This is a genomic window from Aureispira anguillae (assembly GCF_026000115.1).
Lineage (GTDB): Bacteria > Bacteroidota > Bacteroidia > Chitinophagales > Saprospiraceae > Aureispira > Aureispira anguillae.
On the sequence record NZ_AP026867.1, the window covers coordinates 1,616,988 to 1,633,990 of the forward strand.

Annotated in this window: 16 protein-coding genes; 10 read left to right on the forward strand and 6 right to left on the reverse strand. The window is 35.9% G+C overall.

From position 1 onward, the window contains the following. Positions 1–42: 42 nt before the first annotated feature. Complete coding sequence (locus AsAng_RS06150) at positions 43–1,410, reverse strand: short-chain fatty acid transporter (protein WP_264791918.1); 1,368 nt, start codon at positions 1,408–1,410, stop codon at positions 43–45. 385 nt (positions 1,411–1,795) lie between these two features. Between AsAng_RS06150 and AsAng_RS06155 the strand changes: the two genes are divergently transcribed. Continuing rightward, a complete protein-coding gene (locus AsAng_RS06155; protein ID WP_264791919.1) occupies positions 1,796–2,131 on the forward strand; it encodes a DUF4377 domain-containing protein in 336 nt (111 codons plus the stop codon). 71 nt (positions 2,132–2,202) lie between these two features. Here AsAng_RS06155 and AsAng_RS06160 read toward each other — a convergent pair whose 3' ends face one another. Then, positions 2,203–3,288, reverse strand: a complete 1,086-nt coding sequence (locus AsAng_RS06160; protein WP_264791920.1) for a branched-chain amino acid aminotransferase — start codon at positions 3,286–3,288, stop codon at positions 2,203–2,205. 327 nt (positions 3,289–3,615) lie between these two features. On the opposite strand from AsAng_RS06160, the gene AsAng_RS06165 reads away from it, so the two are divergent. The 4 genes from AsAng_RS06165 to AsAng_RS06180 all read left to right on the forward strand — a co-directional run bounded on the left by AsAng_RS06165 (position 3,616) and on the right by AsAng_RS06180 (position 6,656). After that, positions 3,616–4,056 (forward strand): hypothetical protein, encoded by a 441-nt coding sequence (locus AsAng_RS06165; protein WP_264791921.1) that lies wholly within the window; start codon positions 3,616–3,618, stop codon positions 4,054–4,056. A gap of 245 nt (positions 4,057–4,301) precedes the next feature. Further along, on the forward strand, positions 4,302–4,907 hold the full coding sequence (locus tag AsAng_RS06170; RefSeq protein ID WP_264791922.1) for a peroxiredoxin family protein: 606 nt from the start codon (positions 4,302–4,304) through the stop codon (positions 4,905–4,907). A gap of 276 nt (positions 4,908–5,183) precedes the next feature. After that, entirely contained in the window at positions 5,184–6,422 is a 1,239-nt protein-coding gene (locus AsAng_RS06175; protein ID WP_264791923.1) for a peptidase U32 family protein, read from the forward strand. Positions 6,423–6,428: 6 nt separating this feature from the next. Continuing rightward, complete coding sequence (locus AsAng_RS06180; RefSeq protein ID WP_264791924.1) at positions 6,429–6,656, forward strand: ferredoxin; 228 nt, start codon at positions 6,429–6,431, stop codon at positions 6,654–6,656. Between the two features lie 49 nt (positions 6,657–6,705). Here the strand turns inward: AsAng_RS06180 and AsAng_RS06185 are convergent, their stop codons facing one another. Beyond that, positions 6,706–7,542: a hypothetical protein gene (locus tag AsAng_RS06185; RefSeq protein ID WP_264791925.1), complete on the reverse strand. Its 837-nt coding sequence runs from the start codon at positions 7,540–7,542 to the stop codon at positions 6,706–6,708. Between the two features lie 363 nt (positions 7,543–7,905). Between AsAng_RS06185 and AsAng_RS06190 the strand changes: the two genes are divergently transcribed. Further along, a complete protein-coding gene (locus AsAng_RS06190; RefSeq protein WP_264791926.1) occupies positions 7,906–8,931 on the forward strand; it encodes a DUF3089 domain-containing protein in 1,026 nt (341 codons plus the stop codon). Positions 8,932–9,041: 110 nt separating this feature from the next. Here AsAng_RS06190 and AsAng_RS06195 read toward each other — a convergent pair whose 3' ends face one another. The 3 genes from AsAng_RS06195 to AsAng_RS06205 are packed head-to-tail and all read right to left on the reverse strand — an operon-like array spanning position 9,042 to position 11,074. Beyond that, positions 9,042–9,515: a CYTH domain-containing protein gene (locus tag AsAng_RS06195; RefSeq protein WP_264791927.1), complete on the reverse strand. Its 474-nt coding sequence runs from the start codon at positions 9,513–9,515 to the stop codon at positions 9,042–9,044. 11 nt (positions 9,516–9,526) lie between these two features. Then, complete coding sequence (locus tag AsAng_RS06200; protein WP_264791928.1) at positions 9,527–10,489, reverse strand: hypothetical protein; 963 nt, start codon at positions 10,487–10,489, stop codon at positions 9,527–9,529. Positions 10,490–10,531: 42 nt separating this feature from the next. After that, positions 10,532–11,074, reverse strand: coding sequence for a class I SAM-dependent methyltransferase (locus tag AsAng_RS06205; RefSeq protein WP_264791929.1), 543 nt, complete (start codon positions 11,072–11,074; stop codon positions 10,532–10,534). Between the two features lie 162 nt (positions 11,075–11,236). Here AsAng_RS06205 and AsAng_RS06210 point away from each other — a divergent pair, with 162 nt between their 5' ends. The 4 genes from AsAng_RS06210 to AsAng_RS06225 all read left to right on the forward strand — a co-directional run bounded on the left by AsAng_RS06210 (position 11,237) and on the right by AsAng_RS06225 (position 16,980). Next, positions 11,237–12,007, forward strand: a complete 771-nt coding sequence (locus tag AsAng_RS06210; RefSeq protein WP_264791930.1) for an SDR family oxidoreductase — start codon at positions 11,237–11,239, stop codon at positions 12,005–12,007. A 603-nt stretch (positions 12,008–12,610) separates the two neighbouring features. Beyond that, positions 12,611–13,774, forward strand: coding sequence for an acyl-CoA dehydrogenase family protein (locus AsAng_RS06215; RefSeq protein WP_264791931.1), 1,164 nt, complete (start codon positions 12,611–12,613; stop codon positions 13,772–13,774). Positions 13,775–14,035: 261 nt separating this feature from the next. Further along, on the forward strand, positions 14,036–14,470 hold the full coding sequence (locus AsAng_RS06220; RefSeq protein WP_264791932.1) for a TlpA family protein disulfide reductase: 435 nt from the start codon (positions 14,036–14,038) through the stop codon (positions 14,468–14,470). A gap of 254 nt (positions 14,471–14,724) precedes the next feature. Further along, positions 14,725–16,980, forward strand: coding sequence for an AAA family ATPase (locus tag AsAng_RS06225; RefSeq protein ID WP_264791933.1), 2,256 nt, complete (start codon positions 14,725–14,727; stop codon positions 16,978–16,980). Positions 16,981–17,003 lie beyond the last annotated feature (23 nt).

The window sequence follows — 17,003 nt, forward strand, 5'->3', positions numbered from 1 at the left end:
TATCTATAGGATAATCTAATTCCTAAATCGTTTTATTGTAATTTAAAATAAGAGTAAAATAGAACAAAAAATAAGTACTCCTACTACTAATAAGAATACCGTATAGGGGAGAATTTCTTTTGCTTTTAATCCCGTTATCCCCAATAGAGGCAGTGCCCAAAATGGTTGAAGCATATTTGTAATTTGATCGCCATAACAAAGTGCCATGATGCTTTTTTCTATAGGCACTTGCAATTGTTGAGAAGCTTCAATTAAAATAGGACCTTGAACCAACCACTGTCCACCACCGCTAGGAACAAAAATATTAACTAATCCCGCAGAGAAGAACGTAAACAAAGGAAACGTAGTTGAGGTAGAAATATTCACAAATATAGTTGAAAATACGTTAACCAATCCAGAACTAAGCATAATTCCCATAATGCCAGCATAAAGCGGAAATTGAATCATAATACCAGCCGATCCGCCAATCCCTTGTCCGACAGCTTGATTGAATTTGGCGAAGCTGCCATGCAACAAAATTGCTAAGCCAAATAACATAAAAATAATGTAGTTGGGGTTGATAAAACTAAAACTCCAGTCAAACCCTTGCCCCTTAATTAGGGGATTAAATATAACTTTGTAAAGACCAATAAAGACCATTGTTCCCCCTACAATAACAGCTAGAATAGAGCTGTGGTCTAGGCGTTCAGCACCATTGAGGGAAGCAGAAGAGGGGGGGGCATTAGTACTTCCTTTTTCATCCAATACAATAAGTTTGCTTTCCACTCGATTGCCCATCCAATACATTGCTAAAGGAAGCAAAAGCAGCAGCAAAAACATGCAAACTAAATTCATGGTAGAAAATATCGTACTACTAAAGGGCACCAACCCAATTTGATCCACAAATTTATGCCCTTCTTCAGCTACTTTTAGAGGAGCTGAGCCAGACAGCCCTCCATGCCAAACCATCAAGCCAGAGTAACCTGCTGCACCAATGAGGGGATAATTAATTGGGATTTGTTGTTGTGCCGCATATTCTCCTACTTTTCGGGCAAAAATTGCTCCCAAAATTAATGCAAGTCCCCAGTTAAAAAAAGCGACTAATATACTTACAAAGGTAACGATAAAAGCTGCTTTTGGGGTGCTCGTGCAGTGTTTTACCAAGCTATTGATTAATAATTTGGCAGGGCTAGTTAGTGCCAATACATGACCTAAAACAAGGATGAGCATCATTTGCATGGCAAATTTTAAGAACGTAAAAAAGCCTCCTTCCCAATAGGTTAAAATCTCTAGTAAATGCCATTGATCCGTTTGAGATTCTGTAAACAATAAAGCCAATAAAATGGTAAAAAAAGTTAATAAGATAGCGATGGTAAAAGGCGAAGGCAAAACACGCTGTGCTGTGCGAACAAATTTATCAGCAAAACTCATGACTTATTCAAATTTAAGGTACTTTTTATAGACTTCAAGAGAAGCCCTTTTTTGCATGCTGTAAAAGTGATTATTTTAACTCGTTTTTTAAAGCAAAGCCCAAATAGTTTTGTAAAAAATATTAGTTCTTTGACAAATCGCAAACTCACGCAGTAGCAACGCAGTTAATTGTGTGCTACAAATATAGGGCAAGGTGAGTTTATTCTATTTGGGATATTAGCACAGCACCTAGAAGCAAAGCGGTCTAGCATTTAAGATCGAAACATAACTCAGATAGAGAATAAATGTTAAAAATAAAAATTAGTTGAGCAAAGATGCTACACTCCTCGTTCTGTAAAAGGAAGAAAGATTTAGAATTGGGGTAATCCTCTTAAAAAAAAGATATATGAAAATAATTAAAATTTTAACGTTGACTGTAATTTGTTTCATGCTGTTTTCTTGCAGAGAGGATGAAATGGGAAAAATAACGAAATGGAGAATTAATCATTACACAGAAGATTGTGTAGGAGCATTCCCACAGAAATGCTTATTGGTGCAGGAAGGTGCATCGATAGGGACAGGCGATTGGCAGTATTTTTATTCTTTTATAAAAGGGTTTGAATACGAAGAAGGGTATGTCTACGATTTATTGGTTAAACAAACTGATATTATTGATCCTCCCATGGATGCTTCAAGCATAGATTATGAATTGGTTGAGCTATTGTCGAAAGAAAAACATTAATCCAACACAAAAAAAATGACTTAATGCTCAAAAAGCATTAAGTCATTTAATTAACTTAGAAAGTGAGTTGATTATACTTTTTCTAAAATAGTAGAAACAGCAGGAGTAACCCAACCGTTCGTCTCTTCAACTGTATTTTCTTTGATGTCAGTCAAGGCTTTTTTGATCATTGGACCAATCTTGCGATCTTCAATTGCTGGCAAGCTGTACACCACATTTTGATAAGAAATATCAGCAACATGAGAAACAACAGCAGCCGTTCCACTTCCAAACATTTCTTTTAGTTCCCCCGCTTTGTGCGCATCAATTAGCTCTTGAATTTCAATCGGGCGGACTTCGATATTGATACCCTTTTCTTTTAGTAAATGGATGATACTATCACGAGTAACACCATCTAGAATAGAATCCGTAGTAGGAGGGGTAAGAACGGTGTCGCCAATCACTGCAAAAATGTTCATGGTTCCGCACTCTTGTAAATATTTAAATTCTAGACCATCCAACCACAAAATTTGATCAAACCCTTCTTCTTTTGCAATCTCAGCAGGTTTTAACGTTGCTGCATAATTACCAGCAGCTTTTGCAAAGCCCATTCCTCCAGGAAATGCACGAACGTATTTTTGAGCTACCAAAATACGAACAGGTTTTGGATAGTAAGGACCTACAGGACCTGTGAAAACAATAAATTTATAAGAAGTAGAAGCACGTACTCCTAATGATTCGTCAGAAGCAAAAATAAAAGGACGAATATATAATGCGCTACCTGCTGTTTTAGGAATCCATTCTTTGTCAATAAGTGTCAATGAATTGACTGCTTCCAAGAATAATTCTTCTGGAACCGCAGGCATTCTCAAACGCTCGCTAGATCGGTTAAAACGTTGAGCATGTTTTTTGGCACGAAACAAAACAGGTTCTCCCGTTTGGGTACTAATATTAGCCTTCATACCTTCAAATACAGATTGTCCGTAATGCAAGGCCATCATGGACGGTGCAAAAGAAATATCTCCATAGGGAATCAATTGGCAATTTTGCCACGCTCCATCTTTATAATCTGCAACAAACATGTGGTCAGAAAATGTTTTGCCAAATGGCAAATTATCAATATCTAATCCTTCTCGTCTAGATTTTTCCGCCAACTGCACTTTTACTGGGTATTTCATAAGATACTAAATATTATGTATTATAAAATATATATTCAAACAAAATGAAATTTTAACTATTTCTATATATATAGTTTTATGTCATTTTGTAATTTTTATCAAAAGTACTAAAAATTTTGCATAATTCAAAATAACAAAATTATCGTTCAAAGTCTTGGGTTACTTTTTCTGTGTTTTAGAATAAAATTTTGTAAATGTCTATTTTTGTTGTTGAAGAATTATGTTTTGAGTATGCTTGGTTTGTTGAAATAAAATTTTGTGCAAAAATAAATGTGATTTTTTTCTAAAAAAAACGACTTTTGCAAATCATTTAATTTACTTTATGATATGGAAATAAAGAATAGAAAAGACCCCACAGCAGATTTTTACAATTTTGAAATTTATCCGCTTAAAACATCTAATGGATGGATCGAACAACTCAAAGATAAACGATCAATTGTTGTTGTACTCAATCGAATCATAGAAGAAGATTTAGTTTTATTGGCTAAAATTTTTCAAGCTATTGGAAAAAAAATGGAGGAAGAGGTCTGTCTTATTGATGGTTCGGATGGGCTTAATTATAAGGACCTTAGAGCCGTGTTAGATCTAGAGGAGTTATTGGTTTTTGGTATGACTCCCAATGAGATGGGCTTGCATTTAAGTATCAGTGCTTATCAAATAGTGGAGTTTCAAAATGCAAGGCTACTGTTTTCGCATGACCTCAATACTATTGCAAATGATCTTTCCAAGAAAAAGCAACTTTGGCAGCAATTGCAATTGCTTTTTTAATAGAAGGGCAAAGGGAGAATTGAATAGAGGATGTAAAGAAATTGTTAAAAAAAGAAAGAACAACAACTTTAGCTGGAATGGTGCTGTTATACCTTTATTTTTAATCTCCCCACGTTTTAAAATCCATTTATTTTATTCAATAGTTTTTTTTATAGCTAAAAGCTGGCGCAATTTTCGTGTTAAAAAGACATTGAATAGAAGGACTACTTTTTAATCTCCTTATTTAATTTTCTCAATAATCTTTTATGAAAAGTATTGTATTATTATTCTCTTGTTTACTTCTTTTATTGTCAACCCAATCTAATGGGCAGGAAAAGTTAACAAAGAATATCAAAGTCCCCAATATTACAACAACAGATGCCGTTGGACAAAAAATAAAACTTCAGACCCTACTCAAAGACAACAAAAAAGTATTAATTTGTTTTTTTAGACCTGTTTGGTGCCCGATTTGTAACCAACGCACTCATGAACTAATTGAGCGTTACGATGAACTCAAGAAAAAGGGAATTGAAGTACTTGCAATTTACCCTAGCAAACAAGAAACAATGGCACAATACGTTAAAGATGCCAAAATTCCTTTTCCTGTGATTTCAGATCCTGATGAGTTACTGTATAAACAATATGCTGTAGAGCGTTCTATGAAAAAGGTATTGGCTGCCATTGAGCGAGATGACATCAAAAAGGTAATTATAGAGGGGACAACCTTGTATGCTGGCAAAACCTATCCTAAAAACAATGAAAAATACGATGCCATCATCAATGCAGATTTTCTTGTTGGTGCCAAAAGAAACTTAGAAGTGGCTTATTATGGCGATTATATTGGTGATCATTACAGTTTAGATGAGTTATAAAATGTAGTTTATTGGGAATCACCAAGTCTACTAATTGGTTTATCCTTATCCATTTTAAATAAAAATAATGGACTTATCATGGGATTCTGTGTAAAATTCCCGAACTTTGCAGTCTAATTGGTAGACTGTGCCTTTTTTCAATGAATGTATGGAGCAATTTAAAACCTATTTTGAACTTGGGAATCTTAAAATAGGCGCTCGATCATTTTGTTGTCAAAACAAAAAGAAACAGTAGAATCAATAGATTATTTGCAATAACTATATAAAAAAATAGGAATGATAGAGTTGATGGCTCCCGCTGGTAATTTTGCAGCTATGCAAGCAGCGGTAGATGCAGGTGCAAATTCTGTATATTTTGGGGTAGAACAATTGAGTATGAGAGCTCGTTCTACTATGAATTTTACATTGGATGATCTAGATGAAGTGGTAGAGCGTTGCCAACCTAAAAATGTTAAGACATATATTACCTTAAATACAATTATATATGATCATGATTTAGGCTTGGCAAAAAAGATTGTAGATAAGGCGGTAAAGGCTGGAATCACTGCTGTGATTGCATCGGATCAGGCCGTTATACAATATGCAAAATCTAAAGGAATGCCTGTGCACATTTCTACTCAATTGAATGTGACCAATATTGAAACGGTAAAATTTTATAGCCTTTTTGCTGATGTAATGGTGCTTTCTAGAGAGCTTTCGGTTAGACAAGTTCAAAAAATTGTAGAGGCGGTTAAGCGAGACGATGTACGTGGTCCTAGTGGCGATTTAGTACGCATTGAAATTTTTGGTCATGGTGCTTTGTGTATGGCTGTTTCTGGAAAATGTTATTTGAGCTTGCACACGCAAAATTCTTCTGCGAATAGAGGGGCTTGTATCCAAAATTGCCGTAGAAAATACCGAGTAATTGATATAGAAGGTGGGCATGAATTGGAAATAGACAATGAGTATATCATGTCTCCTAAAGATTTGTGTACGCTTGATTTCTTAGATCAAGTTATTGCTACAGGTGTGGGCGTACTTAAGATTGAAGGACGTGGACGTGCTCCTGAATACGTTAAAACCGTTATAGAGTGCTATCGTGAAGCGATTGATGCTTATTATGAAGGAACGTATAATCAAGAAAAAATAGACGCTTGGATGGCTCGTTTGGCTAAGGTGTATAATCGTGGTTTTTGGAGCGGTTATTATTTGGGGCAAGAGATGGGAGAGTGGACTAAAAAACATGGTTCTTCTGCTCAACAAAAGAAAGTATTTTTAGGCAAAGGAATTCATTATTATCCAAAGGCAAAGGTGGCGCATTTCCAAATTGATTCTTATAGCTTGAGTGTGGGGGATAAAGTAGTTATTATTGGACCAACTACAGGAGTTGTTGAAACCGAAATTACGGAATTAATGGTTGATAGCAAGCAAGTAACAGAAGCTACTCGTGGCATGGATTGTACGTTTCCTTTGGAACAATTAATTCGAAAATCAGATAAGTTGTATAAACTTGTTGAGGTAGAAGTTGAAGCATAAATTATTATGGTAACAATAACACTACAACGCGCCAAATGCATTGGTTGTAATTACTGTTGTGAAATGGCCGCAGATCGTTGGGCAATGTCTAAAAAAGATGGAAAAACAGTACTGATTGGTGCAAAGGAAAAACGAGGGTTTTATACCGTTCGAGTAGGAGATCATGAATACGAAGACAATAAAAGGGCTGAAAAAGCTTGTCCTGTCAATATTATAAAAGTAAAATCAGTTTGATTAAGAAATAGGAAAGGTGCTTTATAAGCACCTTTTTTTTTGCCAACTACTAAATGATCCCATTCATCACCAAGGCAATTATTAAAATTAAGACGAGCAAAAATCCCAAGCTAAGAAGTAACACTGGAGAAACTGGGCGAATGCGTTTTAGTGGTGGTTGGTTCGAGTTTTTGCGCAACCGATTGACAATGGTATCAATGCTTTCATATTGTTCCATAGTGGGATTAATGGCACGAGTGGTGTCAATGGGAATCATATTGGCAGCAGGAAGCGCATCTTTGATGTTGCCCAATTCAGTTTCTATTTGCGTTTCTAATTGTTGTATTTTTTCATTGAGTTGCCCAAATGCTGTCTCAATTGGGTTTTCTGCAACGAGATTGGCGTGGATGATTTGCAAGTAATCGCCAGCCGAAAGTTTATTCTCTAAGGCAGTTTGATTGAGATCTAATAATTTATCTCCTTTTTGCAAATGCAGAATGTTATCTTTGCCTTGGATGAAATTTTTGTCAGAAGCTTGCTGAATGATATTACTCAATGGAAGGGTCGAGGAGAGCTCAACATCAAGCACCAAAGCTTCAGAAGGGTGTTTAATGTGTAAGGAAATGAACGAATCGCTAGCGTCCGTTTCTTCGACAATTGCCTCTTCTTGATGCGCAATAATTCGAATAACAGCACCATCGTTCAGGGCTTGAATTTCATCAAATGTAATTTGGCGATCTAATGCTTGCCCCATTAATTCAAAGTCATATCCATGCTTATTTTCATTAATAAAACCACTCAGCAAAAGATTATTAATCATTTCCTCTACCGTGAATGAACCATCAATGTCTACATTAAAAGTAGTGCCATATTGAGGGTGCATAAAATTTAGATTGTATTCAGTCATTGGGCGCTTATTCTATAGGGTTAATTACAAAATTTGAATGATCAAAGAATCAAAAAGATAAAGGACAATAAATAGTACCTTCAAAATACTAAAATTCAAGAAAAAGAAAAATTATTCTATTTGAGATTTTGGATGTCTTATTTAAAAAATTAACGGAGTATTATTAAAAACAACAAAAGGAAAGAGATAGTTCCCCCTATTTAAGGGACAAAAGTCCATTTAAGTCGATAAAATTTGAACGGATTAATGATCTATTTGTTTAGGTATTGGCAAAGAAGAATTAAATCAAATTGTTTGCTTAATTTGATAGAGGTCTTATTTTTGTAAGAACCTTATTAATTAAAGTTTTATCCATAGAAAAAAATGCAAATTATTACCTTGGTTACCTTAGTTTTATCCCTTTTGTTAATAACCAATTCTAATGCTCAAAATGAAATAAGTTCTTTTGATGAGGCGGTGCAACCTCAATTACCTGATTATTCTAAATTGGAACATTGGGCTTCCCATCCCAACAAAAAAGACAATGCAGACAAAATACCTCGCCCCTTGAGAAAAGAGCTAACGAATTTGCCAGAGCAGGTAGATGTCTTTTTTTTGCACCCCACTATTTTTACCGCTGAGCCCAAAAACGAGTACATTTGGAATGCTGCTGTTGAAGACCAAAAGCTAAACAAACAAGTGGATAAGACAACCATTAAATTGCAAGCTAGTATCTTTAATCAAGCGGGTAAAATTTATGCACCAAGGTATCGCCAAGCTCATCTTAGAAGCTTTTTTCATCCTAATTTAGAAGAGGGGGAAAAGGCATTGGAATTGGCTTATAATGATATAAAAACGGCCTTTAAATATTATTTAGAGCATTACAACAATGGAAGACCTTTTATCTTGGCAGGACATAGCCAAGGAGCAAGGCATCTAAAAACGCTGCTTAAAGAAATGTTTGATGGCACCGAATTGTACCAGCAATTAATTGCTGCCTATATTGTTGGTTGGGGAGTAGAAGCAGATAGTTTTGATGAAATTCCCTTGGGGACAAGCCCCGATCAAACGGGCTGTTTTGTCACTTGGAGGACTTATGCAAAAGGCTACCGCCCCGATTGGATACAGGAAAATGATGTTTGTGTGAACCCATTGACATGGAAGGCAGATTCTACTTATGCGCCCTATGAAGCAAATGCAGGAGCCATTCTATTTGGTTTTAATACGTTGCGCAAACACCTTTTTGATGCCCAAGTACAAGGACCGATTTTGTGGGTAGGAAAGCCGAATATGTTCTTAGGTGGTTTGTTGAAGCGTGATAACTATCACGTAGGAGACTATAATTTATTTTATTTGAGTGTGCGCAATAATGCTATTCTAAGAGCGAAGGCATTTTTAGGGCAGCAATAGAAGTTATTACGAAATAAATTTGCAGCCATACCATTTCATTATTTATTTTCTTTGGTCATGATATAGTTCATGAACTTCGTTTCGTAATAACTTCTAATAGCCTATTGGTTTTATTTCCAGTTTTTGAAGGGGCATTGTACTAAATTGGCATTGTAATATCGAGGATCGAGAGAGACTTCTTGTTTGATCCAAACAGGAAGTCTTATGCTTTCATGTTCAGCTTGTAATTCTACTTCGGCAACAATTAACCCTAGGTTTTCTCCCTCAAATTCATCTATTTCCCAAGTGAGTCCTTCAATAGCAATGGTGTAGCGTGTTTTTTCAATAATTGCCCCTTCACAGAGCGGAAGCAGATCCAATCCTTCTTCTAAGGGAATGGGATATTCAAATTCTATTCTTTTTATGCCCTCATTTTTTCCCTTTATCGTTAGATAAGCGTTGTTGTTTTTGATGCGGATTCGAACCGTACGTTCAGGATTTAGTGATAAGTATCCTTGACGAATCGGAGTTGCTACAGCAAGCGGTTTGGTGAGCTGCCAAAGTGTAGGATTAACCAAGTATTTGCGTTCGATTTCTATCCCCATAGGAGTTTGATTTAAAATTCTTTAATGCGTCGAAAAGTGATGGTTTTAAATTCGTCAACTAAACTTAGCTTTTTTCCATTGATCTGTTCTATTGGGTAGGATTCTTGACCGTATGAGTGATTCAAAATCAAAAAACGACCATCATTGCTTACATACCATTGCCCTGTTTTGGAGATATGTTCTTGTTCAAAAATTTTGAGACTGCCATCTTCGTTTAAATAGAGGGTGTAGTTAGCCCCTTCAACGATTCTTTTACCCACCTTTTTTAGAGACCATGCACCACTAATTTTTTTTGCTACTTTATTGGTAGAAGGAGCTTTGGGAAGCTGGTCTGTTTTGGTCATCAAATAGCTACCATATTCATCGGTTAGTTGAAGTTTTTGTTTTTGCAAAAAATGAATTCCAATGGTTTGCGTATAATCGTCATTCGATAGGGTTAAGGTGCGATTGTCATCGCTTAAGACCCATCTGCCTAAGCGAGCATCTCCATCTGTGATTTCTTGGCTAATGCCATTGTCCCAAAAAATTATTTTTAAACGTTGCTCATCAACGACATAGGTGCTATCTTCTAATTGAACTAACGACCATTCTCCTTTTAGTTTTCGGCGAGCAGCTTTATGACTAAGTGATTTTATTTTTAGTTGCCTAGAAAGTAATAGCCCTTCATTAGGGCTTGATAAACCCAAGAAAAATAAATCTAGATAATTAAGAAAAAAGACCTGAGCTGTAGGGGCATTTTTTTTTGAAAGAATAATGGACTTATTGCGATTGGAAAATTCCCAATTGTAAATGTCTATTTCATTCTGTGCAGTCCTAAGTTGTAGTGTACCACTAGGCTGAAAGGTATAAACGGCACCTTTGGTTTTGCCTTTGTTTTCTACTTTCCAAGCGCCTATTATTCGTTGTTTCAGGCTGCAAGATGAAAAGCTGACTAAATAGCCTATTAGGAGGAGATAGATTAGGTGGTATTTCATAAATAGGATGTATGGTGTTTTTCTTATCTTTTAAACAACTTCTTAGTTAAAACGATAAGTGTAATGTTTTAGAAATACTTTTTTTCCTTTTTCAGTCAAGGCATAATCTACAAAACGAAGCTCGACTCCATTTAACTGCTCTAATATAGGTCGTTTGTGTGGGGTTAAAATGATAAGGTTGTTGCTATGCTGAAAAAGTTGAATTACTAAGGGATAAAGTTTCTCTTCTGGACAAAGATGCATGGCAAAACTACAGATAATACTACTATAGTTGCCAATTAACTTGCCTTTTATAACATCATCAAAAGACCAAGTATGACAATCTTGATTTAGGTTCTTTTTATAAAGTTGATGCGTATAGGGATCACTACCTGTTATCTGGTCATAGCCCAACTGCTGGATGATAAGGCTAACTTCTCCGCCACCACCACAAAAATCTAAAATAGCACTATAATCAAGTTGGGTTGCATTTCTAAGGATTAATTCTTGTATTTGAGCAAGGTGTGGGTTCTTATATTGATTGCCATAATCTTTATAATAGTTATCTACTCCCAATTGCTCATATAAGTTTCGTATGTGTTTCATAGTTTGTTTAAATAGATAGTGATGGTGTAAAATAGTATAGCAGACCTTATGGACAAAACAATGTTTTAGTATATTAGAATTGTTTTTGGGAATGCCAATAACAACGAATCTTATCGTACAAAATTAACTAAAAAATTAGCCATTTACTAAAAAATCAATTCTATGTTTATTAAAGACTTATTAAAGGATAAGGTTATACTGGTAACAGGAGGGCGTAGTGGCATCGGTTATCAGATAGCAAGGTCTTGTTTGCTATACGGGGCTGTTGTTTATATAACTTCAAGAAAGGAAGAAAAGTTGAAAGCAGCAGCAAAAAAATTGAAGGAACTAGGGCCTTGTTATGCCATTGCTGGAGACATTCGAGCGGTTGAACAAGTACAGAATGTTGCAGAACATATCAAAGCCCTATCAGGGAGACTGGATATATTGGTTAATAATGCTGGTGGGCAATTTCCTGCACCTGCTCAAGATATTAGTCCCAATGGATGGAATGCCGTTATTAATAATAATCTAAATGGGACTTGGTACATGACGCAAATAATGGCAAAAGAATTCTTTATTCCTCAACAGAGCGGAAGCATCATAAATATAATCGCCAATATGTTTAGAGGTTTCCCTGGTATGGTACACACTGGAGCTGCTCGTGCTGGGGTCGATAATATTACCAAAACATTGGCCGTAGAATGGAGTCGTTTTAATATTAGGATTAACGCCATTGCACCAGGTATTATTCAATCAACAGGTTTGGAACAATACCCTCCTGAGTTATTAAAAGATGTAAGCGATAGAATTCCTCTTAAGCGGCTTGGGACAACAAAAGAAGTTGCCGACTTAGCTGTTTTTTTGATGAGCCCAATGGCAAATTTTATTACAGGAGAGACAATTTATATTGATGGCGGGCAAAGATTATGGGGAGATGTTTTTGAATTTTAATTAAACCTTGTATGCTGTTTTTTAGGAATATTTTTGTTTTTTAAATTGTATTTAATTGATTGTTAGCAGGGTAGGTTTGTGTTGCTTTGTTTGTCGTTGATAGGAGGAAATTATTTAAGAAAAAAAATCTAAAATATAGGTAACTATTCTTGTCTAAAAGTAGTAAATAATAGATAAGTATTTTCTATTTTAGTAGGTAAGATTAACAGACTGTAACAAAAGTTATTGATGTTTTTTACAGAGTGTTTTAGATGAGATTCGATGAAAATTACAGCCTGATAGCAGCGCTATCAAGGCGAAAATTTGAAAAAGAAGATCGCTAAAAGACTCGATTAAAAAATAGTTAGAAATTTTTGTTACAGTGTATTTAACCCCCGATCAATATATAATAACAACTGACTATAGAATGATTAATAATATATAGGAACAATTAAATATACATATTATGAGAAAATCTAGTGCAAGCAGAGATCGTAAGGTTTTTACAGAGGCGTCTTTCCTTTATTTTATCATAGGTATCCTTTTTTTTATTTTTTTAATTAGTTGTAATAAACAATCCCAGACCATTCAGAAGCAGCACTTCAAACAGATTGAACAAAATTTATGAAAACCTACTATTTTACAGAAGACCATCTATTATTTAGACAATCTTTGCGAGATTTTTTAGATAAGGAGGCGATGCCTTATATTGATGAATGGGAAGAACAACGCCGAATTCCTAAAGTGTTTTGGCAAAAATTTGGAGCAATGGGATATTTTGGTTTAAATTTCCCAGAAGATTATGGCGGCTCCAATCTAGATTTTTTTTACTCTGTAATATTAGTAGAAGAAGTTTCTAAGTGTTTCTCAGGGGGATTTGCCATCTTACCAATGGTTCAATCTTATATGTCAACACCTTATATATTGAGCCATGGCTCTGCACAATTAAAGCAAAAGTACTTACCAGGAGCTATTGCGGGGGACTTGATTTGTTCTATTGCCATCTCTGAGCCTGGAGCGGGATCTGATGTCATGAATATTCAGACTAAAGCAATTCGGGATGGAGATCATTATGTTGTAAATGGAAGTAAAACATTTATTACCAATGGGGTATACGGCGATTTTATTGTCACTGTAGTAAAAACAGATCCTTCTGCGGGAGCAAATGGGATTAGCTTGTTGGTGATTGATCGAAATACAGCAGGGGTTTCTGCTCGAAAACTTAAAAAATTAGGTTGGCATGCTTCTGATACTGCTGAGTTAAGTTTTGATGAGGTGCGGGTGCCTGTCGAAAATCTTATTGGAGAGGAAGGAAAGGGGTTTTATTATTTGATGGGGGGCTTACAGTTGGAACGCTTAGTTGGGGCAATTAGTAGTATTGGTAGTTGTGATGCTGCGTTAACATACACGCTTCAATATATGGCAGAACGAAAGGCTTTTGGTCGATCTATTAATAAGTTTCAAGTATTGCGCCATCGAATTGCTCAAATGGCTGCTGAAATGGAAGCCAACCGCTATTTTATTTACCATTGTTGTCAATTGCACAACGATGGTGCTTACGCTGTCAAAGAGTCGTCTATGGCTAAGTTATTGGGCACAGAACTTTGCAATAAAGTTGCTACAGAATGCTTGCAGTTTTTTGGTGGTTATGGTTATATGGAAGATTATAAAGTAGCAAGAATATTCCGAGATGCACGGATTGGTACGATTGGAGCAGGAACTTCTGAGGTAATGCGTGAAATTATTGCCAAAATGGTCATTGATGGGCAGGAATACAAAGAGGCTTAGAGTGGAAATGGCATTACTAATGAGTTTGGTGTAATTAAAAAAAAAATTACTTTTTAAGCCTTGTTTTACACATCATTTTTTGTTAAAAAAATTAAAAGGACAATATTTTTGGCAATTTCAAGTTAAGAAAAGCTAAAATAAGTACATAATGTTAAAGTTTAATTTAACTAAATTGGTATTCATTGAATTTTAGTGTACTTTTATTATGTCCTAGTGATGTTTTAATCGTCCCACATCTAAAATTTAATCCTTGTATAAAAAATGGAAAATATTAAACAAAAACACCATATTGGTTCTTTTGATGTTAAAACAACTGAAGGTACTAATGTGAAATTTGGAGAAGGAAGTGATAAACCAACTCTATTGGTTTTATTCACAACTTGGTGTTCTTCCTGTTTAGAGGCTACTCCTGCCATAAGCCAAAAATTTGAACATTTAAAAGGGCAAATTAACCTAGTAGGAATCGGAAGGGAACACAACGCTGCTGAACTAGAGGAATGGTCCCAAAAAGAAGGGCTAGCCTATGATTTGGTAGAGGATCCATCCCGTGAGCTATTTAATAAATTTGCCGACCTACACGTTCCGAGAATGTATTTAATTGATACAGACGGAACCGTAAAATATCAGGATGTAAATTGGCATCCTTTGATGCTGGAAGATATGGAAGAAGCCATCCAAGCGCTTCTAGAAAAATAAGCAAAAGCCACTTTTTACCTTAGGTATTGAGTGGCTTTTTTATTGGTTTTTTGCTCCGTCAAACCAACTTAGCTGAGCACTAAAATCATACAATTTGAAAACAACGTTTAAGTGGGGATCAAACTCCTTCAAAAATACTTTTCTATTCTGCTCCACCATAAATACTAAAAAATAGAGTCGTTTAATTGAACAGTGATTTGTTTTTTTATCTTTATTGGATTACTTTAGGAACCTTAACCGATTAATAAGTGAGCATGGAGAAATTTGTTTATCCTTTATTATATTATCAATTATCTGAAAACAGAGTGCTAGGGCTATTGGTCGGCACGCATCACCAAATTATAGACAGAGACCTAAAAAACGTCAAGTCAAGCTTAACAACTCACCTAAGGCGTTTGTATAAAAAATACGACGATTATCCTTATACGCCTTTTGAGTCATTTCGACTCAAAACTTTTGAGGTGAAAATTCGCCCTGTTTATAGAGACAACAACCGTTCTTATCCTTCTAGCAAATTGTTAAAAGTTCCAGTGGATGCTGTTCTGGGACCAACAGACCAAGGAAATTTTTGTTGTTTTTTGCCCTTACTGGGCGAAAGCTTTTATTATTACGATAGCAAATTATTAACCTCTTTGGTTCAAAACTTTGCTACGAATATTCTCAACAAAAAAACGCCAGATGAGATTTACCGAATGATTACAGGCTTGCGCCCAAGGCTGGATGAAATTACCTTGCGGATTAATTTGTATAGAGATTATAACTTTAATAATGGTTGGAGTTTTAATAATAAATACAAAGAATTGGAGGCTATGGCAGAGCGTTATCCTCAAACCAAATCGCTGCGCAAAAACATCGCTGCTTTTCCCGATGTAGCTTGGGAACTAGAACGAGAAGTAGGAGAAACTGTGGATAAATTAGTGAGCACTCGTTCCAATGTTTTGTTGGTAGGAGAGCACGGAACAGGAAAAAGTTCCATCTTGCGCCAAGCAATCCGAAAAATTACTGCCAAGGCTTCTAAATTAGATCTAACGTTTTGGCAGTTGATGGCACAGCGAATTACGGCACGTGCCAAATATCTTGGAGAGTGGCAACAAAATGTGGAGGAATTGCTGTACGAATTGGAATGTGCCAATGGCATTTTGTGGGTCGTAGATATGGTTCAGTTGCTTCAGACGGGGGGAGAAGGTCCTGAGGATAGTGTGGCGGCATTCTTAACTTCTTTTTTGCAAAATGGAAAACTGCAAATGGTAGGAGAGGTGACTCCCGCTCAGTTGGAAAGTATGCGAAGAATGCTTCCTGGGTTTGTGGAAAATTTTCAAATAATCACCTTAGAGGAATTACCAGAACATAAAATTCAAACCATTTTAGATAAGTTTGCCGATTATTGTAGCCAAAATATGAAGATAGAAATAGATAAAAAAGCTTTATCTATCAGTTATCGTTTATTGCTGCGTTATTATCCCTATGAAAGTTTTCCAGGGAAAGGCGTTAAATTTTTGAGCCAGTGCATCAACCAAGCACAGCAAGGTGGCTATCACCAAATCACTAAAAAGCACATTATTGATAATTTTATTCAACAAACAGGAATGCCAGAGCTGTTTTTGAGGGATGATTTGCTGTTGGATGATCAAGAGTTGACCGATTATTTTAAAAATAGAATAATAGGGCAGGATGCAGCTATTGCTTCTTTGTCAAATGTGGTTAAAATATTTAAAGCAGGTCTAAATAGCCCTCTTAAACCCATTGCTACCATGATTTTTGCAGGGCCAACAGGGGTTGGAAAAACAGCTTCTACCAAGGCTTTGGCAGAGTATTTTTTTGGTAAAGGGCAAAAAAAATCCCCTTTGGTTAGAATTGACATGAGCGAATTTCAGCACCCTGCTCAATTGGCTCGTTTTATTGGTATTGGAGGAGAAGTAGGGAAGCTTGTGCAGGAGATTAGGGAACGACCATTTTCTGTTTTGTTATTGGACGAAATCGAAAAAGCAGATCCTTCTGTTTTTGATGCTTTGTTAACGGTCTTGGATGAAGGATTATTGGTGGATGCCTATGGTAGAGTAACCAATTTTAGAAATACAATCATTATTATGACCTCTAACTTAGGGGCATCCAATAGAGCTTCTGTTGGCTTTGGAAATGGAGACGATACCAACTATGAATCTGCAATTGCTAAGTTTTTTAGACCAGAATTTGTTAATAGAATTGATCATATTGTAACGTTTAACACTTTAGAGGAGGAGCATATTAAAGCCATTACACGTTTAGAATTAAAGGCACTGAGCAAACGAGAAGGTTTGAGTAAACGCCATGTAGAATTGAGTGTGAGTACGGTGTTAGAAGAACATCTAGCAGCCATAGGTTTTGACAAACGATATGGTGCAAGACCCTTACAACGGGCTTTGGAGGACGAGATTATTGCCCCTTTGGCAAAATGGTTGTTGAGTCACCCCAACACAAGTCATTGTACCTTACGTTTAGATTTAGTAGATGGACAATTAGCGATTAATTAACAAAAGACAGGCAAAATAGAAAA